This is a genomic window from Maribacter corallii, assembly GCF_047345415.1.
Taxonomy (GTDB): Bacteria; Bacteroidota; Bacteroidia; order Flavobacteriales; family Flavobacteriaceae; genus Maribacter_C.
Genome location: NZ_JBLFEP010000002.1, coordinates 162,383 through 189,264 on the forward strand (window position 1 = coordinate 162,383; position 26,882 = coordinate 189,264).

Here is a 26,882-nt window from a genome sequence, read left to right on the forward strand (position 1 = left end):
CTTCACTTAGACTAGGTCATCTTTGTATAAATTGCGATATTCAGGGTATCAAATGACACTAATCAACTTTAAATGAATATCGGGCTCCTTTCCGTGAGTATGAATGTCTATTCCACCAAAAGGATAGTGGAGGAAGCAGAAAATTTAGGCCATTATATTGAACAGATCGACCACACCAAATGTGTGGTAAAGCTGGGAAAAGGGAAACCTCAGATTTTTTATCATGGTGATAACATTACCAATGAGTTCGACGCGGTAATTCCGCGAATAGGCTCAAAGGTTACGCGACACGGTGCTGCTATTGTAAAGCAGTTTGAGATGAACGGTATCTTTAGCACAGCACGTTCACTAAGCATCACACGCGCTAGAAATAAAGTTCGGACCCTACAGATTATGTCACGAAAAGGCATCCCGATTCCCGAAACCTTGTTCGCAATCAACCCCGATAATATCAAAGAGCAAATAGAGATCTTAGGCGGTGCCCCGGTTATCATAAAGCTTCAGGAAGGCACACAAGGTTTAGGTGTCATTTTAGCCGAAACAAAAAAGTCGGCAAAGTCGATTATCGATACTTTTTACAAGATGGACACGAGTATTTTGATCCAGGAATACATTGAGGAATCCAATGGGGAAGACATCCGTATTTTTGTGGTCGGTAATAAAATTGTGGCCAGTATGAAACGAACCAGTGAGGTAGGCGAGTTTCGGTCTAATGTGCATCGAGGGGGAGGTACAGAAGTAATTAAACCTAGTGCCAAAGAGCAGTTTATTGCTCTCAATGCTACCAAATATCTGGGACTTGGGGTCGCTGGAGTAGATTTGATACGTTCGAAAAAGGGACCGTTGTTGATCGAGGTGAATGCCTCTCCAGGATTGCGGGGAATCGAGGGTGCTACTGGAGTAAACATCGCAAAAGAAATTATACTATTTGTTGAACGAAATGGACGTCGTAGAAGAAAATAAGGAAATCGTTATCGGAGGAGATACCGTTGCGCCGGGTGAAGATAAACTCTTGAGCATCAGTATTGATCGGTTACCGACCGGAACATTGATCGACATTCCTGTTTATGTGTTCAACGCCAAAAAACCGGGTCCGACCATTTTGGTTCAAGCCGGTTTACATGGCGATGAAATCAATGGTATCGAAATTGTACGGCGTATGATTGCCGAAAAACGGTTTCGTGTCAAAAAAGGGGCGATTATAGCCGTGCCTATTCTTAATATTTTCGGTTTTATCCATTTTTCCCGTGATGTGCCCGACGGTAAAGATGTGAACCGAAGTTTTCCCGGAACCAAAAATGGCTCCATGGCCAGCAGAATCGCCTACCATTATGTCACTGAAATTATGCACCAGATCGATTATGGTATCGATTTACATACCGGTGGAGGCCAGCGACACAATTTTCCACAGATACGCTATACCCAAGAAGATTCAAAAAGTGCCAAGCTAGCGGCACTGTTCAATGCGCCTATTTCTTTTTCTTCCAAGTTGATTCGGGGCTCTTTCAGAAATGCGGCGTTCAAGATGAACAAGCCCACCGTGGTTTTTGAAGCTGGTGAGAGTATGCGCTTTGATGACTATTGTATTATGGAAGGTATGCAGGGCATTTTGAACATACTCAAGCACTTTGAAATGATAACCAAAATCGAGCCCAAATATGTCGAGCGAAACGGAACCATTCATCTAGAGGGTAGGCGCTGGCTACGAGCCCCTACCGCAGGGATGTTCATTCCGGAAGTCACCAACGGCAGTGAAATCACAAAGGGGCAAGAAATGGGAATGATTACTGATACCTACGCCAAGCGGGTCAAGCGAATAAAAGCCCCATTCGATGGGTATGTCTTTTGTATCAACCATCAAGCAGTAGTCAATCAAGGAGAGGCCCTTTTTCATGTGGGACACCAGAGACCGAACTGAAGTATACCCCTCTAATTTTTAGTTCTGGTGAACAGAAGCTCACCGGTATGATTCCCATCACAGTCATTGCCGGTAAAATCGATTTTGATCGTATAAGGATCTTTTGAGGTTATCGAGCCGGTTCCGGTAAAACTACCAGTACAATTAACGATTTGGTCGTTAAAATTGAATGAACTGATGGCATCACCTTCTAAATTCATGGTTATGGTACCATCGTTGCCCTCATCTTTACAACATGACGTAAAGGTCGAAGTGGCAAAAAACTCGGCGCGCAGCCTAGTTTTATCCGAGCTCGCAAATGAAATTTTAGCGGAAATGGGAAAGTCCGTAAAAACTGCATCGGTGTCCGTAGTAGAATTCCAGAGACCTTGGTAATCTCCCTCTAAGGTAACTTCTTCCTCTTCTTTTTGTTCGACTTCCGGTTCATCGTCATTGGAACTGCAGGAAAATAGCATAAAAAATAACGCTATCACCGATAAAGTAACTATCACTTTCTTATTCATACATCAATTCTTTTAGAGATTTCATTCAGACCTAAAACTATCCGTTTCCACAATCCGATGAGATGCAATTGAAGTGTAAAGCGCTTATTTTGAAGTGAACGCCCTGTTTTTTGAAGCGAATGGTATTTTACCCACCTGCAGTAGCAGTCTAGAGTAGCGCGCCACTTTTATTTTGTATACATTGTAGGGCCATGAGATTAACTTCAATCATTGTAGATGATGAACCATTGGCGAGAAAACTAATAGCCAATCTACTGGAAACCATTTCCGAAATTGAAATTGTAGGCCAATACGGAACGGGTAAGGAAGCTCTATTGGCCATAAACAGGCAGATGCCAGACATGTTGTTTGTAGACATTCAGCTAAAGGATATGACGGGCTTTGACATTTTGCAACGGCTAAAAATCAAGATGCCCTTGGTGATTTTCGTCACAGCCTTCGATTCTTACGCTATCGAGGCCTTCAATATCTTCGCCTTTGATTATTTACTCAAACCTATTGTTGAAAAACGATTTTATCAATCGGTCTATAGGGCAGTTGAGACGTTCAGGTCACAAAATAGTCAAGATTTCGACGGTAAAATGTCCAAGTTGCTCAGCCATATACAAGAGGGTCAAATTGAAAAAGTTGAAGGCGCTCCCTCAAGGATTCCCATTCCGTCGGGAAACAAGACCGTGTTTGTAAAGCCGGCGGACATTAGTTATATACTGGCCTCGAACTATTATATAGAAGTCTATACTAAAGAAAACAAACACCTGTTGCGAACTTCGATGTACAGTATTATGAACGAGCTAGATTCAAATCTGTTTATTCGTATTCACCGTTCGAGCATCATTAATATTGGCGCGGTCGAAGAACTTCTTAATTCAGGTTTTGGTGAAATAGATGTCAAAATGCATGACGGTAAAAAATTAAGAGTTAGCAGGGGATACCGCCAGGAATTTTTGTTGAAAATGGGATTGAAGAAATGAAAAAGCGTATCGACAGAAAATTGTTTTTAATTTTATTGGGCTATGTTGGCGCATACCATGTGGTATATATTTTCCGACGTATCATTTTGAAGGCTATGGATCGACCGGAATATGCCGAGGTCAGTTGGTGGCGGGTTACTTTTGAGCCTGTTCTAGCGAACTTCCTGATTGTACCGCCGGTCATTGTTCTAATCCTGATTGTAACCAAAAAGATGATCGACAGTAAGCTGAAATGGGCCTATGTATTTCTGATTCATTTCGGACTTTCCTTTATCTATTCATTCATCATCACCGCCTTTGGGTATATCTATGAGTATTTTTTCCTGGGCACAATTTTCTTTGGCGGAACGTTTAAAGAGTTCATTGTGCGCACTATGTTCGGCTCCAATCTGAACTTTTTGGGCTATGTGGGGTTTGTCACGATTATATATTCTTACTACTACATCCAACGGGTGGGGAAAACAGAACTGCAGAAAGTGCAGTTGACCCAACAGCTGCAAAACGTTAAAATGCAGGCTTTGAAATCGCAGCTGAATCCGCATTTTTTGTTCAATACCCTAAACAGTATTTCCTCCCTTATCAAGGAGGATATAGACAGGGCCCAACAGATGTTAGGTAATCTAGGGGATCTTCTACGGGAAATTTTACTGGTCAAAGACGAAAATCTGATTCCAGTGGATAAAGAGATGGTCATATTGAACAAATACCTTGACATCATGAAAACACGTTTCTCTGAAGATTTATCCGTGAAGATCGAAGTCGAGGAAGATGTTGAAAATGTATTGATTCCTAGTATGTTGATTCAACCCATCATGGAGAATTCCATAAAATATGGGTATTCTTATGATTCAACCTACTTAGAAGTTGAGTTGCGAATTTTCAAAATCAATGAAAAAGTCTGTCTGGAAATTCGAAATAACGGACCACAAATTTCTGAAAACAATGGAAAGAATGGTTTGGGTATCGCTAACATTAAAGAGCGGCTGAAGACACTCTTCGATGATGATTTTAGTTTCTCTTTTTCCAATTTAGAAGATGGTCAAGGGGTAAAAACCACGATTGTACTTCCTTCCGTTCTTTCGAATTAGATTGCCGTAGTAATCCTCAGGAGCGCTATTGAATATGGGGTACGCTTAGGGTGTATTCTGCCCCAAAAAAGGCTCGTTTCAGCATTGGAAACATTTGAGAATCAGCTGCGGTAGGGGTTGATAACGAAGAGTTTACCCATGCACTTTATCGATGAAATTTACGCTATGCCGAAAAAAGATATCCTTTTGTCGATAGGTAATGCATAAATCTCGAATTTGTCCTTCAAACCAAACCAAACTAAATGAAAAGAAAACTACCCAACCTAAATTACAGAAAACTCCTGTTTGCCTTTTTGAGCCTCATACTGCTAGGAGCAGTGCCTTATTTTGCAGGATCGGGGCTTGACAATCCTGAGCCGTTGGGAAAATACCTGAACAATAACTTTCCTGCTACGGTTTCCATTTCTCAGGGATTACCCTATGTGCCTATATATCCGAATCTGACGTTCGATTCTCCATTGACTTTCAATGAACTTCCGAATGCACAACGGATTCTAGTGGGGCAGCGCGATGGTAAGATCTACTGGTTCAATAAAACACCAGACGTAGCTCAAAAAAATATGCTCATTGATCTCAGCAATAAAGTTGGTGTGGTCTGGGACGGTGGGTTTTTAGGATTGGCCTTACATCCTGAATTTGATACCGGCGCGGGTAAGGATTACTTCTATACCTTCTATACTACCAAAGATGTCAATGGGAACAATTTCCCAAACCGTTACACGACCCAGAATTGTACAAGTGAGGAGTACTGGGGTAATTTCTTGATTTTATCAAGATATACTATGAACCCGAATACGATGCAGGTATCCCCTAGTTCGGAGCAGATTTTGCTCAAATTGAGAATGTATGGCACCACGCATCGAGGAGGCGGCTTGCTATTTGGAGATGATGGCTTTCTGTATCTTACCACTGGCGACCAGACAGCCTTTAGAAAGTCGCAGGATATTCAAAACAATTTGGATGGTGGGGTACTTCGATTAGATGTTGATAAGGACCCCCTTAAGAGTCATCCTCCGGTTAAAAATATGCCTAATGATCATGGGTTCTTCGATGAAATTACTGGAAATGGCTACTGGATCCCGAATGATAATCCCTTTCTAAGTCCAAGTGGTCAAAACTTCGAGGAGTATTATAGCATGGGGCATCGGAACCCACACCGAATGACCAAAGATCGGGCCACCGGCGACCTCTATATTGGAGAAGTAGGCTTGGGTCGTCATGAGGAAATCAATGTGGTAAAGAAAGGCGGCAATTTTGGTTGGCCGGTATACGAAGGGCGCTATAAAGGCAATCTTTGCGGAAATACGCTGTACAATAATATGGCCCACGAAGAGCCCTTGGTGGCTTTCCCAAGATCAGTGGCCAATGCCATTATGGGCGGGTACGTCTATCGTGGTTCGGAAATACCCGAATTGCAAGGGCGATATATCTGCGCGGATTATGGAAACGGTGAAGAAATATTCTCGGTAGATATCAATACCGGAAGTTACGAACAGCTCGGTAGTTTTTCATCGACGAATATTATATCCTTTGGAGAAGATAAACAGGGTGAAATGTATATTCTAAAGCAAGGTGTTTCTACCTTGTATAAGTTGGTGACGCGGATGACGTTCGATGAAACCCTTCCCCAAGCCCTTTCACAAACCGGAGCATTTACCAATTTGAACAACCTGACACCGACCAATGGTTTAATACCATATGATTTGGTTGAATCATTCTGGTCTGATGGGGCAGCGAAAAAAAGATGGATTGGTATCCCTAATGATGGAACCCATAACACCCCAGAGGAACAAATCGACTATTCTGAAAACGGAAATTGGAATCTTCCGGTGGGGTCTGTTTTAATCAAGCATTTCGAGATGCCGCTCGATGAGAATAACCCTTCGATTACCAAACGCCTCGAAACCCGATTTTCGGTGAAGGCCGCCGATGGTAATTTCTATTTTGCGACCTATAAATGGAACAACGCACAAACCGATGCCGTGCTACTGACGAGTGGGCTTGATGAATCTTTGACCATTACAAGGGCAGACGGCACAACTGATGTTCAAAACTGGCGATACCCAAGCAGGAACGAGTGTATAACCTGCCATAATTCCAGTACAGGCGGAACAATCGGTACGCGAACGCGCTATTTGAACAAAGACCTGACCTATCCCGCAACCGGTAGAACCGCGAATCAACTGGTGACCTTAAGCCACTTAGGTATTTTGAACCAAACGATTACAGACGCGGATACACCATCATTGTTGACCTATAAATCCGCAAACGACCCCAATGCGACGATGGATGAAAAGGCGCGGTCGTATATGGACTTAAATTGTGCCTATTGTCATCAGGCCGGTTCTGATGTTCGTGCTGATTTTGACCTTAGAATGAGTCTTGATCTTGCCCAAACCAACTTGTTGGATGCAGATATTTTCAATTCGCTGGGTATTCCTGGGGAGAGAATTATTGCCGAAGGAGAACCGGACAAATCGATCCTTTATATACGGGCCAACAGTGCGAATTCAAACTTCTCCATGCCTCCACTAGCCAAAGATCGGGTCGATGAAGAAGGGGTTGCCCTTATAGAAGCTTGGATTACACAACTTGGTACAGTACCGGTGACCAATGTATCGGCATCCCCTACGGAAGTTAGTCTAGAGATTGGCGAGACCGTTTTACCAACGGCCACCATAATACCGGCAGATGCTACTGACCAAGGGGTCAGTTGGCTTTCCGATGATTCGAGTATCGCTTCGGTTGATCCGGATTCGGGCTTAATAACGGCAATAAATGAAGGAACTACGAGCGTTACCGTAACTACTGATGATGGAGGTTATACGGCCAGTGTCTCTGTTACTGTGAACACGCCCGTCGTAGAAATCGCCGTCTACAACGTGCTCGTTTCACCGAAAACGGTTGATTTGGAAGTAGGCGAAACCGTTCAGCTCATAGGGGCTGTTGAACCTTTGGATGCGACCAATCAAAATGTGAGTTGGATATCAAATGACCCGACGATTGCTACTATCGATTCAAATGGGCTGGTGACCGCAATAGGCGCTGGCGTCATTGATGTTACGGTATCCGCCGAGGATGGAGGCTATTCCGCTAGTACTATCATAACGGTTACTGGAGGAACACCACCGGATGTAGCGGTATACAACATTTTAGTAGCTCCAACCACTGTAAGTTTGGAAGCAGGGGAGACCGTGCAACTTACCGCAACTACCGAACCGGCAAATGCGACCAACCAAAATGTAAGTTGGATATCTAACAACCCGGCGATTGCGACCATAGATTCAAATGGACTCGTTACTGCTGTAGGGGAGGGCGTTATCGACGTGACGGTTTCTGCTGAGGATGGTGGATATTCCGCCAGTTCCTTGATAACCGTAACGGGCGGAACACCACCACCCGTGTCCGTCTATAATATTTTGGTGGCACCCAACGAAGTGACCCTAGGTCTTGGCGAAACCTTTCAATTAAACGCTTCTACCGAACCCTCGAACGCCACGAATCAATCCGTGACCTGGTTTTCGAACAATCCGGCCATTGCATCCGTTGACACCTCAGGTCTGGTTACTGCAACGGGATTGGGTGAAATCGATGTTACGGCGGTCGCGGATGACGGGGGCTATACAGCCAGTGCTATTATTAATGTAGTGGCATCATCTCAAAGTAGCGCTGTCAATGTATTTCCGATTCCGGCTTCTGGAAGGGTGAATGTTGACCTCGCCGAATATGAAGGTCAGGAAGTGGAGATTAAGTTGTACAATCAGAATAACAGCTTACTTGAGACCTTTCGTATTGACCAAGACCATCAAGATATCAATGAACTGATACTGGATACGTATCCATCGGGGTACTATTATCTCTTGTTTCAGACCAGTGATAGCTGGTCGACACGTCCGATAATTATCAACTAAGAATAGGGCCCTGATATCATCAGGGCTTTTTTTATGTTTCGTAAACGTTTAAATAGGCTTAAGGGTGGTATCTAGTGTTTCATGCCCTAGATGAACGGTACGTCCACTTTAGTACGAAACAGACCGAGTAGTCTAATGGGTTGTATTTCCTGCAGATTAGGGCCTAAGAACAGTAATTGAACGAAAGTATTCGACTCGAAATCGAGAGGAGTCGCTTTCTTTGTGCAGGCTGCAGCATACAGAACCGACCACTTGGTCGGTACCCGTAGTTCACCGATTCCGCTGCATCGACGGATTGGTTTTCTAGAAACAAGACTCCAATTGACACGGTTATTCCATATCCTTCAATTGAATGGAAAGCGCTTTGGTAGAAAGCTGCACTTCGATAAGGCTGAGAACCAATGAAACCATCAATGACAAAAGACTGATACCAAATATTAGATTCGCCCAAGAGGCAAACTCAAAATAGATTAAGGCCATAGTGATGACTGCAAGGAGAAAACTGAAAATGGCGGAGGCCTGCATGTTTTTGATGAGGGTCAACCGCGTATTCAATTTCTTAACTTGTAAGCCCACCGACTCTGACTCGGTTTCTTGATACTTCTGGTGCAGTTGCCGTATAAGCGCAGCAATAGCCAGGTATCGCGCATTATAGGCCAGCATCGTCAAAGATATGGCCGGAAATAGTAGGGCAGGAATACTTAAACTGAGTTCCATGGCTATTTTTCAGGGGTGCGCGAACGGGAAGTTTCCATATCGGGAAAGTTCTCGGGGAGTTCTTGGGTCACCATTCCCGTAGCGGCCCATTCCGTTCCGCGGAGCATAGTGGTTATAAAACCGATGCAATCTGCCGAATAGTCGGCATGACCCATAATATTGTGAAAAATGCGGCCTTTGCCATACGTCAAGGCCATTAAGGCTGGTTCATGCCTGCCAGTACCCTTGTTTTCGGGGTCGGCGTATGCCGTAGCTAGGATGTCCATGTTTTCTGCGGGTCCGCGCAGGCTATTGTATAGTTCATCCTTGGTATGCATCCAGAACTCTGGCATACCTTTGGTGATAGGATGCTCGGTATTCCTGATCTTGATTTGATATTCGCTTTGTGGGCCGTGCGCGCCTCCTGGCCCAGAAGTATTGTCTCGAATAAGCTCACCGGCATCGTTGTAATAGACATAAGGGCCATCTTTTTCCGTGCGATCTCCCCAACCACCAAGTCCAATCATCTTGTTATAGGCTTCCCATTGGGGAAAGGAGTTGTCTGCCGCGTGGAAAACGACCAAACCGCCACCATTTTCCATGTATTTTTCAAATTCTTGTTTCGTTTTTTCGGGCCAAGCCGCTGCATTCCAACCAAAATTGGAGATGACCACCTCATAATTCGAAAATTCGGGACTGAAATCTGGATCGCTTTTGGGTTTCTCCAAGGCAATGGTCGGAGGCACACCTTCAATAGGGAATTCGGAGATGTATTGTTCACCTTCCCAAGTATAGGCGGACCGCACTACGTCTACCTTGAAAAGTTGTGTTTCTTCAAGATAATTCTTGAGCATGGCCGTTAGTTTAGGCCACTGTTGATGATTGTTTTGACCGTCGACAATAAGCACGTTGATGGTCTCGGTTTCTTGTGCATGGAGTTTTGGGCAAAATGCGAGTAAAAAAACAAATGCAATGGAGTAGATGTGTTTCACGATTCTTAGTTTGAGTTTTAAATGTACTGTTTCCCTAATGGAATCGCAACTAGGCTTTCTTTCTAATCGGAATCCAGACCTCTTCCTCCGAGGAGGGGTCATTGTTTCTATACCGTTCCCCTAAGAGTTCAAAATGCGGTCTGTCATCTAGTTCATACCCTGATTTCGGTAGCCATTGCGAAAAAATATATTGAAAGGTCCGCGGGAAGTCCGCAGAGGTGCCTTTATGGATAAAAACTGCGTACAGCCCTGATTTTAAGGCAATAGAAGAAAAACCATTTGGTATATTTTCGATTTTCCGAACTTCTGTGGCGGCCCATTTTGTGAATTCGGTCGTTGGGCTGAAGGTCTCGAAATACTGTAGTCCATCGTACACCTGAATGGAATATAGATCAGAGCCTATTTGATCCTTTATCTGCCCTTTCTCCATCATAAAACCCCGCCAAAGCACTGGCGTACGGTTTTGCGCCAAGGACATCCGCATTGATTTTCCAATCAGGATTTTTTCTGGCAATAGTTCAATTCTTGATTCCACAAATGGGTGTGTTTTGATGAGGACGTTGCGTTTTATAGCGCAGGTTCGATTTCCAATGCTTTTTGGGGGATACACCATACATCTTTCGCAAGGTCGATTCCACCGCCCATTTCTTCCTGAACCACGCGGTCAATAATATAGATTCCAATTTTTGACATGTGCTCAAAAGTATCAAGCCCATCCTTGGGAAAATTGACCCGTGTTCGATGAATATTGAATTGGTTTGAAAATTTTTGACCGAAGGCCTTCTCAACGCCCTCTTTTCCATGCATAAACCCTAGCAGTCCACCCCAGGTGGCAGTCGGATTGTCGGAATCCCATCCACTGAGGGTGCCTATTTTTATCGTTTCTTTTAAATTACCTTCTCCATATAATAGACTGACGATACTGGCCGCAAAATTGATTCCGCCTACAAAGCAACCGTTGCAGAAAATAGCTTTCGAAGTGATGTTGTAACCATCTTCCTGTTGTACCTGATAACGCTCATAAACCGCATCACGTGCGGCTTCCCATGAAATGTTTTGTTCATATTGAGCCTTGACAAAATCATACATTTTTGCGGCATAGGAATCATTGGGGAGTCTTTTTCTGGCGTTATCGGCCATCCACAACACCTGCTCTTTCTTCGTGAGATCTTCATCCACGGCAGGAGCCAGCGCATACATAATCACATAGAATTCCGATATCCAGGCTGCATTTTCGCGTGCCGTGGTACGTATGGGCAAATGCGACATCTTTAGGGCAACATCAGGTCTGGTAGGTGCAAAAAAACCAAAGATCTCGGTCGTCAACTGGGCATCGATCATTTCATAATAGTTGTCATAAATGGTATCCTTGGTTATGGCCGGATCGCTGGTCTTGGGCGGAACGACTCCATCGAGCATAAGTTCGAGCGCCCTTTGGTTCGCTACCCAGAGATAGTTTTCCTCTTCGTGTTTCAAATGTTTTAACCAGCCTTTCCGTATCTGGTCACCCGTAAGCATACTGGTCTGATTGGTGTAGAGTAGATGCTGGTACATGTATTCGATATCGGTATCGTCGTCGGCGCCCCAAACTTCATTTTCCCCTCGAAAGACAAAATCGATTGTTTCGGATAGGTCACTGGGTTCTTCGTTCCAAATATTTGGAAGATCGAGCGTACCCCAATCTTCTCGGGTATAGAATTTTCCTGTTTTGATTTCGCCAATATTCCCCACTTTGTCCATTTCGGTCACTAAACCCGTCCAGTTGGCGATACATTGTGCCAGCCAAAAACCATACAATTTATCGGCGTAATCAGCTCTTGTTATCAATCGGTCGGTTGCCTTTACACTATAAGGTTGATAGGTCAAAGTTGTGTCCATCAACGTATTTTGCGATTTCTCCCTATTTGTTTTTTCATTTTGTTTACAAGAGAACAATAGACATATGAATACGGCGATTGTGGAGACTTTTAAGGAGTGGGCGCGGCTTTTTCTCATTGTGGTGCGGCAAGGTTTAATTATTCAACTACGAATATAAGCATGTATTTTATACGATTTTCGCGAATCTCATCAAACTAATATTATGATTTTTATAAAAAACCAACGTATATTTTGCGTATTACCTTAATATTTTGTTAATTTATTGATACATAACCAACTAAACTGTAAAATAAATGGAAGCGTATTTACCGATTATCATTCAATTGGTTGCAGGTGCCCTTGGGGGCAATGTAGCCGGAAAACTATTGAAAAATATGTCATTAGGGACGTTGGGTAACTCCATCGTCGGTATTCTAGGGGGTGGCCTTGGAGGTCAACTTCTCGGGATGTTAGGAATGGGTGCAGCCGCTGATGGCGGAATGGATATTTCTGGCATATTGGGCAGTGTCGCTGGAGGTGGCGTCGGTGGTGGTGTTTTAATGGCGATCATCGGGGTCATTAAAAATGCCATGTCGAAATAGAAAATCAATAAAAGCAAATAATCAACCCGCCCAGTTTTTATAAACGGGTGGGTTTTTTAATGCTGTAAACGAATGCTTATTTTTGATCGAACTCGTAAACATTTAGGATGAGGCTTCTCTTTTCTTTTTTCCTTTTGGGGGCAATTATGTGCTGTACCGCTCAAAAGACCTATCAAATGGGTGAAATCAAAACGCCAAAAGGGGATATTTTGGTTTGGTTGTATGATGAAACCACCAACCATAAAAAGAGTTTTATTCAGCTGGCGACCGAAGGTTATTGGGATTCCCTAACCTTCAACCGGGTGATTCCCGATTTTGTGGTACAAGGGGGATGCCCCGATACGCCAGAAGGATTCAATGACCCAGAGTACCTCTTAGCCCCTGAGTTCAATGATGCGCTCCAACATGTATACGGTGCAGTTGGTGCTGGTAGAGATGGTAACCCTAAGAAGCTATCGGCACGTTGTCAATTTTATATCGTTCAAAACAAGGAAGGCGAACATCGACTTGATGGGGATTACACTGTGTTTGGTAAAGTTATTAAGGGTATGGACGTAGTCGATGCCATTGTCTCAGTGCAACGTGACTCCATTGATCAACCCTTGACCCCGATATCCTTGGATGTCAATATCGTTACAAAAACAGCTGATGAGCTGAGAAATTTGGGTGTTCTGCCCGAATGAAAAGAATCAATCACCCCATTTCCAATCACCACCGATTATCAATTTTTCTTTTAGGTCGTTTTTGATCATGAATTCCTTAGTGGTTTCACTATCCATTTTAGTGGCCGGTAATTTTTTCGCGTTGGCCAGACCATACAACATCATCGTTCCGAATCGAGCGGTGTTCGTGATATGTTCTTTATTCACTAAATCAAAATCATCACAATCGGAGTGGTAACATCCGTAAATGGAACGGTCTAGATTACTTTGGACGGACAAAATAGGCACCCCTTCCAACATAAAAGGCTGATGGTCACTATGTAATCCTGAGCGGTTGGAGAAATTGTTCTGGTAAATCGTATCCTGCTTTTGGATAGCGGCACCAAGTGTCTTGAAAAAGTTCTCATCTTCCAATTGTCCACCGGCATTCATACCGATGGGGTTTCCTGACATGTCGAGGTTCATCATATATTTTATTTGGTCGATTTTCCCGGCATTTACGGCTTCGTCAACCATGTATCGCGATCCAAGAAGACCTTGCTCTTCCCCCATGAACATGACGAATTTGATGGTTCGCTTGGGCTGTAATCCGTTCGCCTTAAAAGCTCTTGCAATATCCAATATGGCAAAAGATCCGATACCGTTGTCAATGGCCCCAGTGGCCAAATCCCATGAATCGAGATGTCCTCCGATAACGATTTCCTCCTCAGGAATTTCACTGCCTTTTAAGGTGGCGACCACATTTCGTGCTTTAATCAGATCACTCGTATTGGTCATTTCAATATAGGCTGTGGCCTTATCGGTTTTCAAATTTCCCTTCAGGGCCATACCATCCTCTTTTCCGATACATACTGCGGGAATAGGAATCAATTCCCCGGTGACTGACGCCGTTCCCGTAAGTAGTACTCCATTGGGCACTTGATTGATAATGATGATCCCTTTGGCCCCATATTTAATCGCCAAGGCGGTCTTTTCACTACGGTGTAAGTTAGACAGTCCTTCTTCACTGCCATCAAGTAGTCCGATGTAGACCAAGGAAATCTTGTCTTTCACTGCACCAGGCTGCGCTAGATAATCGGCTTCAAGTCCGTTGCCCATATCCACGATATCCCCCGTAATCTCGGCCTGAACAGGAGAATGCCCCAAAGTGACTACCTTGACAGGGTTCTCATTGATTTTAAGGGAAACTTGATCCCTGGCCCAAGCTTCAACTTCAAACGTTTGATAGGCCACATCCTCAAAACCGTATTCCTTGAACTTGTTAAACGTATATTCTTCCGCTTTGGAGCCATTTTCTGAACCGGTTAGGCGATGTCCAATAGTTTCAGAGGCTTCTTTTAATGTCTCATAGGCTTGTGAATTTTGCTTGATTTCAGTATCGATTCGGGCAAAGAGTTCCGCTTGATTTTCTGTTTTCTGGGGCGCTTGGCAAGAAATGGCCAAGAGGGTAATACCTATAAAAAGAATGCACTGTCTCATGTGATGAATTGGTTTTAGTTAGGACTTGATTTTTTCTCCACCTTGAATTTGAAGTTCACTTTTCTTGATTTGACTATTCAATTTAGGCACTTCGATGGTCATGAATTTTTTGAATTTTGTATGCGTGTTTTCCAAGCGCTTGTTGAAGATGGCGTATACCTCCCTTTGTTGGTCGGTCGGTTTAAAGTCAACACCGAACGCACCGATATCACTAGCTAGGGCACTTAGACGGCCATAGAGTTTCATGGGCGAACGAAACGCATCTTCCCTTGCGCCGGTGAGGTGAATATCATAAAGTGCCCCGACCACCGATTGGGCCGAATTGTATAGGTCGCGTGCCCTTTTTTTATCCGACTGCTTTTTTAACTTCGGGATGATTTCCTGTAGTTCGCTTTTGATGTTCTCCACATCATTGATGAGGGTTACCGCAATATTCATCGCATCTCGAAGCTCCAATGAAAAAGCCACCTGCGCTTTGATTTCTTCGATGGCACCTTCAGTAGAAGGGTCTTTTAAGACATCCAATTCCCTGATGAATTCTTGATTCCCCACAATTAGCTTCACTTTATAGGTGTCGGGAACCACCTTGGGCCCAAATTGACCGCGCATCAAATCGAGATCCCAGGTGACCAAAGGGCGCCAACCTTCGCCATTGAGTTGTACCCATGGCCTTCCAGGCGGTGTGGTCTTGATTTTGGGTTTATAGGTAGGTTCGTAACGCAGATTCCACATAACACGATTGATACCTGCTGATGATTTGCCTTTTAGGGTGCGAATAATTTCATCCGTTCCTTTGATGATTTGAATTTCTACCTTTTGATCGGTACTATCCTTTAAATAATAATTGATTTCGGCACCATATGCAGGATTCTTTCCGGAATTCATACTCGGCCCATCGGTTTTGATGCTCTGTAGGTTCTGAAAACGATAGGCAGGCCGAAGGCTGAAAAGATGTGCTTCCTTGCCCTGGGCATCACTGTCGAATTCCCGTAAGGGAGAAATATTGTCCAAGATATAATACCCTCTTCCGTAGGTGCCTACGACCAAATCATCAAAACGCTCTTGTATTTCTAGCCAATAGACCGGAGCAGGGGGCAGGTTGTTGCGAAGTCGCATCCAGCTTTCACCGTCATTGAGGGATATATAAATACCGTTATCAACACCCAAATACAACATGCCTTCACGTTTGGGGTCTTCCTTAATAACATGGGCAAAACTGTGCACGGATTTGGGCATCGTAGCACTGATCAATTTCCAAGATTGGCCATAATCTTCCGTTTTGTACACATAGGGATCAAAATCGCCCATCTGATGCAGGTCGACGGTGAGGTATGCAGCACCTTTTTTGTAGCGGGACACCTCGATATTGGCTATGGTACCCCATTTGGGTAAATCGGGAATATTTGCGGTAACGTTCGTCCAGTTCGCCCCACCATTCTTTGTCAGCTGCACTTGCCCATCGTTGCTGCCTGTCCAAATTAATCCGGGTTCCAGATTCGACTCGACGATACTGAACAAAGTAGCCCCGTCGAAGGTCATCAGATTGTCCACCGCGATGCCGCCAGAACTTTGTTGGTGTGATTTGTCGTTCAGGGTTAAATCAGGACTGATTACCTGCCAGCTTTGACCGTCGTCATCACTTTTGTGTACAAATTGACTACCGACATATACCCGATGTTTGGTGTGGGGTGAAAAAGCCAATGGAAAATTCCAGTGCCATCGGTATTTCATATCGGCCGGGGCCCAGCCATACCCCGCTTCAGGCCATACCCGCACATCCCGCGCATGTCCTGTTTTTGCATTGTAACGCTGTAATCCGCCGTCGTAGCAACCTGACCAAACAATGTCATTGTCGTGAGGGTCAGGCTGGGCGAAACCACTTTCGCAACCCCCTACACCTTTCCATAAACCGACCGGTATATAACCCTGCAGACTATTGCTCGGGCCCTTGTACGAGTAGCCATCCTGTCGGTTGCCATAGACATTATACGGAATTTGATCGTCTACGGAAACATGGTACATCTGGGCAATAGGAAGCACGATTCGGTTAAAGGTTTTTCCATGGTTCAAACTCATACTGGCGCATCCATCATGGGCTACCATAATACGGTTCGAGTTGGTCGGATCGACCCAAATGTCGTGATTGTCACCCCCGGCCTTGTATCCCGCATCAATGGTCTTTCCGCCATCTTGTGAAATACTGAACTTTACACTGGCGAAATACAGTTCGTTCGGGTCGGAAGTCGAGACGGCCATTCGTGTGTAGTAGGGTGCGCGTTCGGCAATATCATGGTTTCGGGTCTGTAGCGACCAGGTATCCCCGAAATCCTCGGAACGGTATAAGGCCGGACTATCGATTTCAAAAAGGGCATAGACAATATTCGGCTCGGAATGGGAGATAGCGACCGCAGTCTTTCCCACAGGATTTTCCGCACCTCCGGGCAATCCCTTTTTTGAAAGCGCCTCCCAAGTAGTTCCTCCATCCACAGAGCGGTATACCCCACCTCCCGGACCCCCACTTCGCAATCCCCAGGTATTGATGTGAATCGACCACATGCCTACGAGTAACCGATCCGGGTTTTTGGGATCCAAAGCCAATTCAGCAGCGCCAGTATGTTCGTCAACGAAAAAAACGCGTTTCCAAGTCTGGCCTCCATCCTCGGTTTTGTAGACGCCGCGGTCTTGCTGCGGACCATAGGTATGGCCCAAAGCCGCGACATAAACAACATCGGGATTGGTCGGATGGACCAGAATGCGACCGATGCGTCCCGTTTTTTCCAAGCCCATTCTTTTCCATGTCTTACCCGCGTCCTCAGATTTGTAGATGCCGTCGCCCATGGCATGTGCAGGGCGAATGACAAAAGTTTCCCCGGTACCCGCCCAGACAATATCGGGCTTGGTGGGCGTTATCGCAATAGCGCCTATGGAAGAGGCTTCCTGTGCATCAAAAATCGAGTTCCAATTGAGTCCGCCATCAGTGGTTTTCCAAAGCCCTCCTGAAGCCGCCCCGATGTAATTGATCATAGGGTCGCCGGGTACGCCCGCAATGGCGATGGCGCGATTTCCCTCAGGGCCGATAAATCGAAATTTCAGGTGTTCAAAGACCGATGGGTCTTGTTGCGAAAAGGTAATGAAGGGAAGGAACAAAAAAAGAGCGATACGTTTTAGGTTGGTCCGCATAAAGTCTCGTAGTAATTAAATGAATAGCACCTAAAAGTACAAAATTGTCGCCCTATAACAGATGGTATGCCTGTCGTATTTCTTACATTTAGGACATCAAAGTAAATCAATATGAAGTACAAGCAAATTTCCAATTCCCTTTTTAAAAAAAACCGCAAAAAATTCATGGCCCAAATGAAGCCAAAGAGTATTGCTATCTTTAATTCAAATGATATCTATCCGATAAGTGCTGATAGTACCATGCCTTTCGAACAGCATCGCGATATTTTTTATTTGAGCGGCGCGGACCAGGAAGAAACGATTTTATTACTGTTTCCAGAGGCAATGGACGCAGCTCATAGGGAAGTGCTCTTTGTACGGGAGACCAATGCACATATTGCGGTTTGGGAAGGTGCTAAATTGACGAAGGAAAAAGCGACGGAGGTATCAGGAATCAAGACCATTTATTGGCTCACCGATTTTGATAAGGTCTTCTTCGATTTAATGACGGAAGCCGAAACAATTTACTTTAATACCAATGAGCATTATCGCCAGGCAGTAGAAACCCAAACCCGGGAAGATCGGTTTATCGCAAAATGTAAGAAGGAATATCCTGCGCATTCGTATGCAAAGAGCAATCCGATTTTACAGGAGATTAGAGGAGTGAAGGAGGCTGAGGAAATCGAATTGATGCAGACCGCTTGTGACATCACCGAGAAGGGATTCCGCAGATTGTTGGGTTTCATCAAACCAGGAGTCTGGGAATATGAAATTGAAGCGGAATTATCCCATGAATTTTTAAGAAATCGCTCCAAAGGCTTTGCCTATGCCCCGATTATCGCTTCAGGAGACAATGCGAACGTCTTGCATTACCTTGAGAACAATAAGCAATGTAAGGATGGGGATATGCTTCTTATGGATGTGGCCGCGGAGTATGCGAATTACTCCAGTGATTTGACACGTACCGTTCCGGTTTCCGGGAAGTTTACCCAACGCCAGCGGGATGTCTACAATGCGGTTTTACGGGTGAAAAATGAAGCGACCAAGCTATTGGTACCCGGAACTATTTGGGCGGAATACCATAAAGTATGCGGGAAGTTGATGACTTCGGAACTTTTAGGATTAGGATTGTTGGATAAGGCCGACGTGCAAAACGAGAACAAAGATTGGCCAGCATATAAAAAATACTTTATGCACGGTACCAGTCATCACATCGGGTTGAACACGCATGACTATGGGGAATTAAAAACGCCGATGAAAGCGAATATGGTCTTTACGGTAGAGCCTGGTATTTACATTCCTGATGAGCAAATGGGTGTTCGTTTAGAAGATGATGTTGTAATCCAAGAAAGCGGGGCACCCTTGAATCTAATGGCGACGATTCCGATTGAAGTGGAGGAGATCGAGGAGTTGATGAACGCATAAACTTATCTAGCATTCGGATTTAAAATAAAAAAGCGGCTCTAGGGCCGCTTTTCCAATGAAAAAAGATGGAGATTAGCTCTTTTTCATAGCTTTCTCTTTCTTCATAGCAGCCTTTTCCATTTTTTCTTTCTTCTTCATTTTGGCCATTTCCGCCTTTTTCATCTGGGTATTTTTCTCTTGCTTCATCATGGCGTCTTCCTTTTTCATGTCGCTCATTTTCTTTTCCTCGGCCATGGTCGCTTTTTCCTCCATTCGGGCCATTTTCTCTTTTTCGGCCATTTCCTTTTTCATCATTGTTTCTTTTTTCTGCATTTCTTTCTTTTCCATGCTATCTTGAGCGGTGGCGGTGAAGGAGAATCCTATAAGAAGTACAGCACTTGCTAGTAATTTTTTCATGATTTCTATTTTAGTATTATTTGAGACAAATGTATGGGCGAGGTACTACACGGAGATAACAACGACATAAACTTTTCGAATATCGCTGTGAGGTTTTGGGGAGAATTAGGATACACCTAGTTTTTATGAAGGAAAAGAATGTTCTAATCAAACTATCAAAGCGCTGATGGAACCCGTATAAAATTTAGTACATCGCTTCAGAACAATGAAGACGCATTGCTCAAGCCGTTAAGCCCTGAGCATCGGAAGTGCAACCTTTTCAGTATAGTCTAATCCTTGGTTTTCATTTTCTGTTCCTCAACCATCTCCTCCACATCCTTAAGAAGCTGCTTGGCATCATAGAGTATCCCATCTTTGATGGTGTATTTTACACCGCCGACCCGTTCTACTTCCCCGGTTTCGTCATTCAATCTTGGAAATCCTGTTCCGTACAGCACTTTTAGATTTTCAATAGGGTTTTCGTCTATGATTACCAAATCTGCCAATAGACCTGGGCGCACAATACCGAATTCAATGGGTTTGCCTTTGGGTTCAAAGAGCGCCTCAGCAGCGTGAAGCGTAGCGCCTCGAATCACTTCCAAAGGGTGAAAACCGGCCTCTTGCAACAATTCCATTTCTTCAATGACCCCAAATCCATAGAGGTTGTAAATAAAGGAAGCATCATCGCTAACGGTTACCCGGCCCCCGGCATTTTTGTAATCGTTCAAAAAGGACATCCAGACCCGATAGAAGTTTTTCCAAGCTACTTCTTCCCAGGTTGTCCAATTGTAAAAATAAGAGCCGTGATCCAATCTATTCGGATCGTAGAACTCTTGAAGAGATGGAAGTACATAGGTGTCCATCCAGTCCGCATTGCGAGCCTTCATCACATCGCGACCCCCAAGATAGGCGGTCATGGTGGGATCGAGAATGAAATCTTTTTCCAAAAAGAAATCGATGAGTTCATTCCATTCGTCACTTCCCCTTGCATGAATTTTGTCCCATTGATAGGCCACTTGGCTAAAACGCTGCTGTTCATCATTGTAGATAAGGTCTCTTGGCCAGTGTTGAATGTCTTCCTCTTTATACAATGACTCGAACAGTCCGTAAAAATGAGTTAGATTGTGCAGACCCATTTCTGCAGCGTCCCTAGCATTTACGCGCCCTACCATCATCTGAGATAGGTGGGCTACAGAGCCCATATTTCGTTTTCGCGCCTCATCCACTGCTGCTTTGAAGATTTCGGGATCTAGATTGAAGATCTTAATGCCATCGACGCCCTCGCTGTGGGCCCAAGCCACCCATTCTCTAGCTTTTTGAGGGGTCAGTAAGGGTCCGCCTTTCCAATCGACCCCAGTTCCAGGCACTTGAAAATTGATAATTCGCGGCGCCACGATTTTGTTGGCTGCACTACGCTTTTTCTCGTTTTCAACCCAGTTCAGTTCCCCCGCAGGCACACCACGAATTGTCGTGATACCATGGCCCATCCATAGTTTATAGGCATACTCCGATTCCGGTGCTTTCGGATTGCCACCAACATGGGTATGGATATTAATAAAACCGGGCAATACGTATGCGCCATGGGCATCGATTTCCTTGGTGCCTTTTTCCGGACGGTCTTCTGCATTGATCGGAACTTTTGGAGTGCCGACCAAGACTACATCGGCAATTCTATTCTTTTCGATAACAATGTCGACCGGCCCGAAAGGAGGGGCTCCGGTTCCGTCGATCAAGGTCGCACCGCGAATGACCAAACGGTCAAAAGGGCCTTCGCCTTCATCCGAACCACGGTCGGGAGCGGGTGCTACTTGGGCTTTGGTCAAAAAGGTACTGGTTAGCAAGACAAGAAGAAGTATACGTTTCATAAGGGTCGGTTTTAGGTAAGGCACACAAGATGTGCCAAGACCTTCTTCTTAAAGATAGTAAATGGCTGACAAAGGCAACTTACCTACCCTAATTTGAATCCGACTTTTTTCTAACCTTGGATCGACCTGTGATACCTAATCTTGTGTATAACGTCAATGCCTTGTATGTATTTAGAAGGGCGTAAGTGCTTGTGCATCCTTTACCAAGACCAAAAAGTCGAAATTGAAGATGAACTTTTTTAGGGCTTCCGAATACTTTTTGCCATACGCGTATTCGCGTAGGGGTTGTAAATGGACTAGGGTATACTTCTTCGTAAATGTGGGAACAAGTTCTTGCAGCTCCTTGGGTAATTGTTCGGTATTGTCGAAAGGAGCAATAGGGTTTTCCGCGAATGGATTACCGACCATCGCGTTTCCCGTAATACCGGCGACCATAAAATGCAACGACTTTTTATTATTGAAATGTGCCAGTTCAGCGGCGTAATTTGAAATGTCGTAGATATTGGTCATGCTAAGTCCGCGGGTAGCATGGGTAGCACCGAGCTTGAAGATGACCTTAGGGATTTCCACCTGCTTCAGCGCTTTTTTGTAATAGCTGTTGAAATTGTCTTTCATCAACTGGCCGCGTACCTGATTGTTCAAATAATATCTCTTGTCATTGTTGTATCCATAGATTTCCTTTGTTTTCCATAATTGCGTTAGAATCTCCTTTTCCTCTGGGTTATCGCTTAGCGCCAATAGCTCTTGATGTGTTGCTTCGTCATAGGTTTGCCAAAACATTTTATCGAAATTCTTGGTGTCGATACTTTCTTTGTAGGCTGCCATGGCACGTTGTTTCAGCGGAATGAGTTTTTCCTTGAAAGCGGTATTCTCCGTCGTCTGGATCAAATGGTCAAAATTCAGACGGAATTGCGCCATAAAGGTCTGATCGATGCCCCATAGCTCACCGCCCTTGTCGATTACGTTCTTAAATAGGGTATAGTCGTTTTTGGTATTGTAAAAGGGAATGGCAAAAGGAAAGGCGTTGCTTAGTTTTTCCGCGGCTTGCAGTGGCTCTTCCGATGAGGCGATTTGCTTCAATTTTTGGGCCAGTAGCGCGTCTGTCTCAATACAAAGTGTCGTATAGCCTTTTGGGTATGCCAAATCGAACAAGGCATTGGCGATTTCTCCCACTTCCTTGATCCCATGTTGCTCTCCCACGAAAATGAACTGGCTCTCCAGAATTTGTTTTTCCATAAGAGAGGTAAACACCGTTTCATTCAGTGTAGCTACTTGATAGGTATTTTCATCAAGGTGAAGGTCATTTTGAGCGGATACTAAATAGGTGCCGATAAATAGGAAGACGAGATATTTCATGAATCAATGTTTGTTCGGTCAAAGATAGCTGATGACCTTGTTGCCCATAAATCGATATATATAGAACGGTTAATGATGCTCGTGAAATCAAATACTTAAAACATGAAGGCCGATAAAACCTGTGTGAACCTTTTTTAAAAACCAGATTCGCTCAGAAATATAGTATTCAAATCTGTACATTTAGTTCAACAATCTCTTGATATGACGACGACCATTCATAAAATACCCTGGCTTTGGCGTTTAGTCTTGGCCTTAGTGGTTTCTTCTCTTTTATTTATTATGATTTCGATATTCTCTCGCTTTAGAGAACCTCCGAAATTCAATCTGCTCTTGAATACGCTTTTGTTGGCCATGGTATTTGTTTCGTTGGAGTTGGTTCGATGGGTACAGCGCAGCATGCTAAACCGAACAAAAGGTGATATTTCCATAAAACGACAGGCCCTGGTTTTCACCTATAGTGTGTTATTGGGAACCTTGGGATATACCTTGCTCTTCTATTTTTTCAAGTGGTTGGATCATTTGGTATTTTACAGTGAACCTCCAATGTTGCAGCATATGATTTCCGCTGCTTTGATCGGACTCATCCTCTGCGTTATTTTCGGCCTGTTTTTTCTTCTCCTTCATTGGAAGGATCGTTATTACAGTTCCTATATACGCAATGAAGGGTTCAAAAAAGAAATCACAACGGCTAATCTACACATGCTCCGAAACCAATTGGATCCGCATTTTATGTTCAACAACTTCAATACCTTATACTATTTAATAGATGAAGACAAGGTCTTGGCCAAACGCTTTCTCAATAATGTTTCGGGTATTTATCGCCACGTACTACAAAACACCAGGGATCATTTGATACCGGTGGCCGAAGAGTTTAAGGTGGTGAAACAGTATTTAGAGGTGCTCAAAGAACGATATGGTAATGGTCTTGTCATAAGCGACTCGGTAGTTGAAGAACATTTACAAGGTAAATATATTCCGCCCTTGGTACTGCAAGAGATCATTGAAAACGTGTTCAAGCATAACCAAATAAATGAACAGCACCCGATTTCGATTCAGTTTCTTTCCAAGACAGGTTCCTTAAAGATACAGAATACGGTGCGGCCGAAACCGAAGCCCACTAGTCATAATACAGGTTTACAAAACGTCATTCGGCGCTATGATTTATTAACGGACGCCATAGTAGTCGTGGATGTTTCGGACAATCGATTTTCTGTCACCATACCTTTAATCGAACAGACATATGAGCACTAAAGTCTTACTCATAGAAGATGAGCCCAAAGCACAGCAGCACCTAAAAAACCTCATCCGGAATTCGGAGTTTCCCATGGCCATTTTAGCATGCCTCACCCATGTGAAGGAGGCCGTCCGCTGGTTAAAAGAACACCCTAGGCCCGAGTTGATCATCATGGATATTCAATTATCGGACGGACTTTCCTTTGAGATTTTGGATGAGGTTCCTGTTGACGTGCCGATAATTTTTACGACGGCTTATGATGAGTATGCGATACAGGCATTTAAAACCACGGGGATTGACTATCTGCTGAAGCCTGTAACCCAAGACAGTATGGATGTAGCCTTAAAAAAGTATGATCGCCTTTATCCAAATTCGAAAATCGATTGGTCCTTTAAGAATTTAGAGGCCTTGCAACAGTATCGCGTAAACCAAGCTCCGGCCTACAGGAATCGTTTTTTATTGAAAGCCGGAAATGCCTTAGTTCCCGTCTTGACCAACCAGATCGCCTATTTTTTTCGTCAGGAAATCGTTTTTGCCAAAACCGTGGATGGCAAGGTATTTCCTGTTGATTTTTCGTTGGGGCAGCTACAGTCGCAGTTAGACCCCAAGCAATTTGTACGGTTAAATCGACAGCTTTTGGCCAATTTCTCCTCCATTGTCAAGTTGAGAAGTTCAAAACCCGGGCAATTCAGTATTGACTTGCAGCCGGCATATCATGAACAGGTACAAATCAGCCAAGAACGATCCAGTTGGCTCAAGCGATTTTTAAGTGGGGAAAGTTAGTGTTTTACAGTGCTCCCTTTTGGTAGGGTATTCGAAAGCACAAATACGATGAAGGCCGGCAATACCCAACCCAAACTGAATTTACTAAAAGGTATGTAAGGTTGGAGGCCACTCGTCAATTCTCCAAGACCGATACTCCCTAGAAAATCAGGGATGCTAAAAATCATTGTGGTGACGACCACCGTTTTGAAGACCATGGGCGAAGCGTACTTCTCGGGTACCACATTCAAAAGGATAAGGATAATGGTAATCGGATAAATAAACATCAGCGCGGGAATGGCGATAATGACAATAGAGTGAAAGTCGAGCTGCCCGATTAAAACCCCGATACAACAGGCCAAGATTCCAGTGATGACATAGGCTTTTTGTGACTCTTTAAACAGCCCTTTAAAGTAGTCGGCCGTTCCGGTAACAATGCCCACCGCGGTTGTAAAACAGGCCAGGGCTATTAAAATACTGAGCACTTTGTTTCCGAATGCACCTAGGGATGTGATACTGATTCCGTGTAAAAGATTGGCACGTTGCATATCACCACTTAGGGTTTGATCGACTTCGATATCCGTCCCGAAAAATGAACCTACGGAAATCAAACCCGCGTAGATCAGTAGTAGGCCCAAACCGGCAATAAAACCTGATTTCCGAAGGATATCCTTTTTTGCTTCGAACGAATGGTGCCCTCTTAAATTCAATGAAATAATGACTACGGCACCAACTACTACGGCCCCAATGGCATCAAAAGTTTGGTACCCTTCCAATAAACCACTGACGACTGGAGCTTCAAATGTGGAGGGATTCATCACCCCGTCCGAGGAAAAGAGTCCTATACCAATGACCCCTAAGAGCATAATAACAATCAATGGCGTCAAGAACTTCCCTATAAAACTCAATATTTTTGAACGATTTAAAACGAAGAGCAAAACTAGGGCAAAATATACGCTGCTGGTCAATAAGGGACTGGTACCAAAATTGGGATGAATAGCGATTTCATGTGTAGCGGATGCCGTTCTCGGTGAGGGAATGGTCATCGAAATCAGGTAAACGATAATGCAGTAAATGGTACTAAAGGTCGGAGAGACCTTCTTTCCAAAGTCGAACATCGTACCCTGTAAACGCGCATGCGCCAATATACCTAAAAGCGGAATGAGCACGGCGGTAATCATAAAGCCCAAGGTTACCCACAACCAATCTTCTCCGGCATTGTACCCTAAGAGTGGTGGTAAGAGCAGATTGCCCGCTCCAAAGAACAAAGAGAATAGCGCAAAAGCGCTAACGAGGGTTTCCTTAGTGGTATTCATTCATGGGTTGTTGTTTCGGTTGGAAAGATAACCGAAAAATAAGCCATGGACAATAGTGTATTTCATCGTATAAATGATACCGTTCATCGAATAAAATGCAGTTCATCGAAAATCCAGATGGAAACGACCATGACGCTCAATAAAAGAGAAGAGGAAGGCGTTCTAAGATGGTATTAGCAATCACTACGTGATGAACAATTGACCCAAATTTTCCAAAATGTGTTTTTGGTCCCCAAATACCGGAAGCCATTTCAATACCTACAAACATGAAAAAAGTTTTTTGCAGCATTTTTGGACACCACTATTCGGTTTCAAAAAAAGTTACCCAACACATCAAAGAATACAAGTGCATTCACTGCGGTAAGGAAGTTACCACCGACGTGAGTGGAAACCTTTCCATTTTGACTCCTGAATTACAGGATATCAATAAAACCTTGGAAAATATATATCAAAAAAGACATAGGGCCGCTGAACAGGCGGCATAACCCTGAATCAAGTTCAGGACTTACTATGCTTTGGCACCTGAATTCGGAATTCGTAAGATTTTGAATTCGCAACGTATTCCCGGAAATCAAGTTAGCTCCGCTACTCTTATCTGTCGTTCGCCCCACAACAGTTAGAAAGGATTGCGCTTGACCTTCCGGGAATTTTTTTAAAGAAAACCGACCAATAAGGTCGGTTTTCTTTTTGATGATGATTTCGCACGTATCA

22 protein-coding genes are annotated in these 26,882 nt (G+C 44.1%); 11 read left to right on the forward strand and 11 right to left on the reverse strand.

From position 1 onward, the window contains the following. Window positions 1-72 precede the first annotated feature (72 nt). Window positions 73-963, forward strand: a complete 891-nt coding sequence (locus ACKWCA_RS06035) for a RimK family alpha-L-glutamate ligase (RefSeq protein WP_413977264.1) — start codon at window positions 73-75, stop codon at window positions 961-963. Continuing rightward, window positions 941-1,918, forward strand: coding sequence for a succinylglutamate desuccinylase/aspartoacylase family protein (locus ACKWCA_RS06040; RefSeq protein WP_413977265.1), 978 nt, complete (start codon window positions 941-943; stop codon window positions 1,916-1,918). Before ACKWCA_RS06035 ends, ACKWCA_RS06040 begins: the two co-directional genes overlap by 23 nt. 11 nt (window positions 1,919-1,929) lie before the next feature. On the opposite strand, the gene ACKWCA_RS06045 is transcribed toward ACKWCA_RS06040, so the two are convergent. Next, the gene (locus tag ACKWCA_RS06045; RefSeq protein ID WP_413977266.1) at window positions 1,930-2,421 is read right to left on the reverse strand and encodes a hypothetical protein; all 492 of its coding nucleotides are present in this window, start codon (window positions 2,419-2,421) and stop codon (window positions 1,930-1,932) included. A 191-nt stretch (window positions 2,422-2,612) separates the two neighbouring features. Here ACKWCA_RS06045 and ACKWCA_RS06050 point away from each other — a divergent pair, with 191 nt between their 5' ends. The 3 genes from ACKWCA_RS06050 to ACKWCA_RS06060 all read left to right on the forward strand — a co-directional run bounded on the left by ACKWCA_RS06050 (window position 2,613) and on the right by ACKWCA_RS06060 (window position 8,391). Beyond that, window positions 2,613-3,392, forward strand: coding sequence for a LytR/AlgR family response regulator transcription factor (locus ACKWCA_RS06050; protein WP_413977267.1), 780 nt, complete (start codon window positions 2,613-2,615; stop codon window positions 3,390-3,392). Next, entirely contained in the window at window positions 3,389-4,480 is a 1,092-nt protein-coding gene (locus ACKWCA_RS06055) for a sensor histidine kinase (RefSeq protein ID WP_413977268.1), read from the forward strand. Before ACKWCA_RS06050 ends, ACKWCA_RS06055 begins: the two co-directional genes overlap by 4 nt. Window positions 4,481-4,722: 242 nt before the next feature. After that, window positions 4,723-8,391: an Ig-like domain-containing protein gene (locus ACKWCA_RS06060; RefSeq protein ID WP_413977269.1), complete on the forward strand. Its 3,669-nt coding sequence runs from the start codon at window positions 4,723-4,725 to the stop codon at window positions 8,389-8,391. Between the two features lie 330 nt (window positions 8,392-8,721). On the opposite strand, the gene ACKWCA_RS06065 is transcribed toward ACKWCA_RS06060, so the two are convergent. From ACKWCA_RS06065 to ACKWCA_RS06080, 4 genes are read right to left on the reverse strand one after another with little or no spacing between them, the layout of a single operon-like run. Next, window positions 8,722-9,108 carry a DUF2721 domain-containing protein gene (locus ACKWCA_RS06065; RefSeq protein ID WP_413977270.1) on the reverse strand — a complete coding sequence of 129 codons (387 nt, stop codon included), beginning with the start codon at window positions 9,106-9,108 and terminating at the stop codon, window positions 8,722-8,724. A 2-nt stretch (window positions 9,109-9,110) separates the two neighbouring features. Continuing rightward, window positions 9,111-10,079 (reverse strand): ThuA domain-containing protein, encoded by a 969-nt coding sequence (locus tag ACKWCA_RS06070; protein ID WP_413977271.1) that lies wholly within the window; start codon window positions 10,077-10,079, stop codon window positions 9,111-9,113. Window positions 10,080-10,128: 49 nt separating this feature from the next. Further along, window positions 10,129-10,614, reverse strand: a complete 486-nt coding sequence (locus tag ACKWCA_RS06075; protein ID WP_413977272.1) for a GyrI-like domain-containing protein — start codon at window positions 10,612-10,614, stop codon at window positions 10,129-10,131. A gap of 32 nt (window positions 10,615-10,646) precedes the next feature. Further along, complete coding sequence (locus tag ACKWCA_RS06080; RefSeq protein WP_413977273.1) at window positions 10,647-11,957, reverse strand: ADP-ribosylglycohydrolase family protein; 1,311 nt, start codon at window positions 11,955-11,957, stop codon at window positions 10,647-10,649. A 293-nt stretch (window positions 11,958-12,250) separates the two neighbouring features. Here ACKWCA_RS06080 and ACKWCA_RS06085 point away from each other — a divergent pair, with 293 nt between their 5' ends. Together ACKWCA_RS06085 and ACKWCA_RS06090 are read left to right on the forward strand one after the other, a co-directional pair. After that, complete coding sequence (locus tag ACKWCA_RS06085; RefSeq protein ID WP_413977274.1) at window positions 12,251-12,538, forward strand: hypothetical protein; 288 nt, start codon at window positions 12,251-12,253, stop codon at window positions 12,536-12,538. A 107-nt stretch (window positions 12,539-12,645) separates the two neighbouring features. After that, window positions 12,646-13,221 (forward strand): peptidylprolyl isomerase, encoded by a 576-nt coding sequence (locus ACKWCA_RS06090; RefSeq protein WP_413977275.1) that lies wholly within the window; start codon window positions 12,646-12,648, stop codon window positions 13,219-13,221. Window positions 13,222-13,227: 6 nt separating this feature from the next. Here the strand turns inward: ACKWCA_RS06090 and ACKWCA_RS06095 are convergent, their stop codons facing one another. Next, a complete protein-coding gene (locus ACKWCA_RS06095; RefSeq protein WP_413977276.1) occupies window positions 13,228-14,679 on the reverse strand; it encodes a M20/M25/M40 family metallo-hydrolase in 1,452 nt (483 codons plus the stop codon). 18 nt (window positions 14,680-14,697) lie between these two features. Continuing rightward, window positions 14,698-17,859, reverse strand: a complete 3,162-nt coding sequence (locus ACKWCA_RS06100; protein WP_413977277.1) for a WD40/YVTN/BNR-like repeat-containing protein — start codon at window positions 17,857-17,859, stop codon at window positions 14,698-14,700. A 111-nt stretch (window positions 17,860-17,970) separates the two neighbouring features. Between ACKWCA_RS06100 and ACKWCA_RS06105 the strand changes: the two genes are divergently transcribed. Continuing rightward, window positions 17,971-19,263, forward strand: coding sequence for an aminopeptidase P family protein (locus ACKWCA_RS06105; protein ID WP_413977278.1), 1,293 nt, complete (start codon window positions 17,971-17,973; stop codon window positions 19,261-19,263). A gap of 72 nt (window positions 19,264-19,335) precedes the next feature. Here the strand turns inward: ACKWCA_RS06105 and ACKWCA_RS06110 are convergent, their stop codons facing one another. The 3 genes from ACKWCA_RS06110 to ACKWCA_RS06120 all read right to left on the reverse strand — a co-directional run bounded on the left by ACKWCA_RS06110 (window position 19,336) and on the right by ACKWCA_RS06120 (window position 22,859). Next, a complete protein-coding gene (locus ACKWCA_RS06110) occupies window positions 19,336-19,659 on the reverse strand; it encodes a hypothetical protein (protein ID WP_413977279.1) in 324 nt (107 codons plus the stop codon). 269 nt (window positions 19,660-19,928) lie between these two features. Continuing rightward, on the reverse strand, window positions 19,929-21,503 hold the full coding sequence (locus tag ACKWCA_RS06115) for an amidohydrolase family protein (protein ID WP_413977280.1): 1,575 nt from the start codon (window positions 21,501-21,503) through the stop codon (window positions 19,929-19,931). Window positions 21,504-21,674: 171 nt separating this feature from the next. Beyond that, window positions 21,675-22,859 carry a hypothetical protein gene (locus ACKWCA_RS06120; RefSeq protein WP_413977281.1) on the reverse strand — a complete coding sequence of 395 codons (1,185 nt, stop codon included), beginning with the start codon at window positions 22,857-22,859 and terminating at the stop codon, window positions 21,675-21,677. Window positions 22,860-23,060: 201 nt separating this feature from the next. Between ACKWCA_RS06120 and ACKWCA_RS06125 the strand changes: the two genes are divergently transcribed. Both ACKWCA_RS06125 and ACKWCA_RS06130 read left to right on the forward strand, forming a co-directional pair. Beyond that, the gene (locus ACKWCA_RS06125) at window positions 23,061-24,110 is read left to right on the forward strand and encodes a sensor histidine kinase (protein WP_413977282.1); all 1,050 of its coding nucleotides are present in this window, start codon (window positions 23,061-23,063) and stop codon (window positions 24,108-24,110) included. Continuing rightward, on the forward strand, window positions 24,100-24,876 hold the full coding sequence (locus tag ACKWCA_RS06130; protein WP_413977283.1) for a LytR/AlgR family response regulator transcription factor: 777 nt from the start codon (window positions 24,100-24,102) through the stop codon (window positions 24,874-24,876). Before ACKWCA_RS06125 ends, ACKWCA_RS06130 begins: the two co-directional genes overlap by 11 nt. Here the strand turns inward: ACKWCA_RS06130 and brnQ are convergent. Continuing rightward, entirely contained in the window at window positions 24,873-26,171 is a 1,299-nt protein-coding gene (brnQ, locus tag ACKWCA_RS06135; protein ID WP_413977284.1) for a branched-chain amino acid transport system II carrier protein, read from the reverse strand. The genes ACKWCA_RS06130 and brnQ overlap by 4 nt on opposite strands. Window positions 26,172-26,437: 266 nt before the next feature. Here brnQ and ACKWCA_RS06140 point away from each other — a divergent pair, with 266 nt between their 5' ends. Then, the gene (locus tag ACKWCA_RS06140; protein ID WP_413977285.1) at window positions 26,438-26,656 is read left to right on the forward strand and encodes a hypothetical protein; all 219 of its coding nucleotides are present in this window, start codon (window positions 26,438-26,440) and stop codon (window positions 26,654-26,656) included. Window positions 26,657-26,882 lie beyond the last annotated feature (226 nt).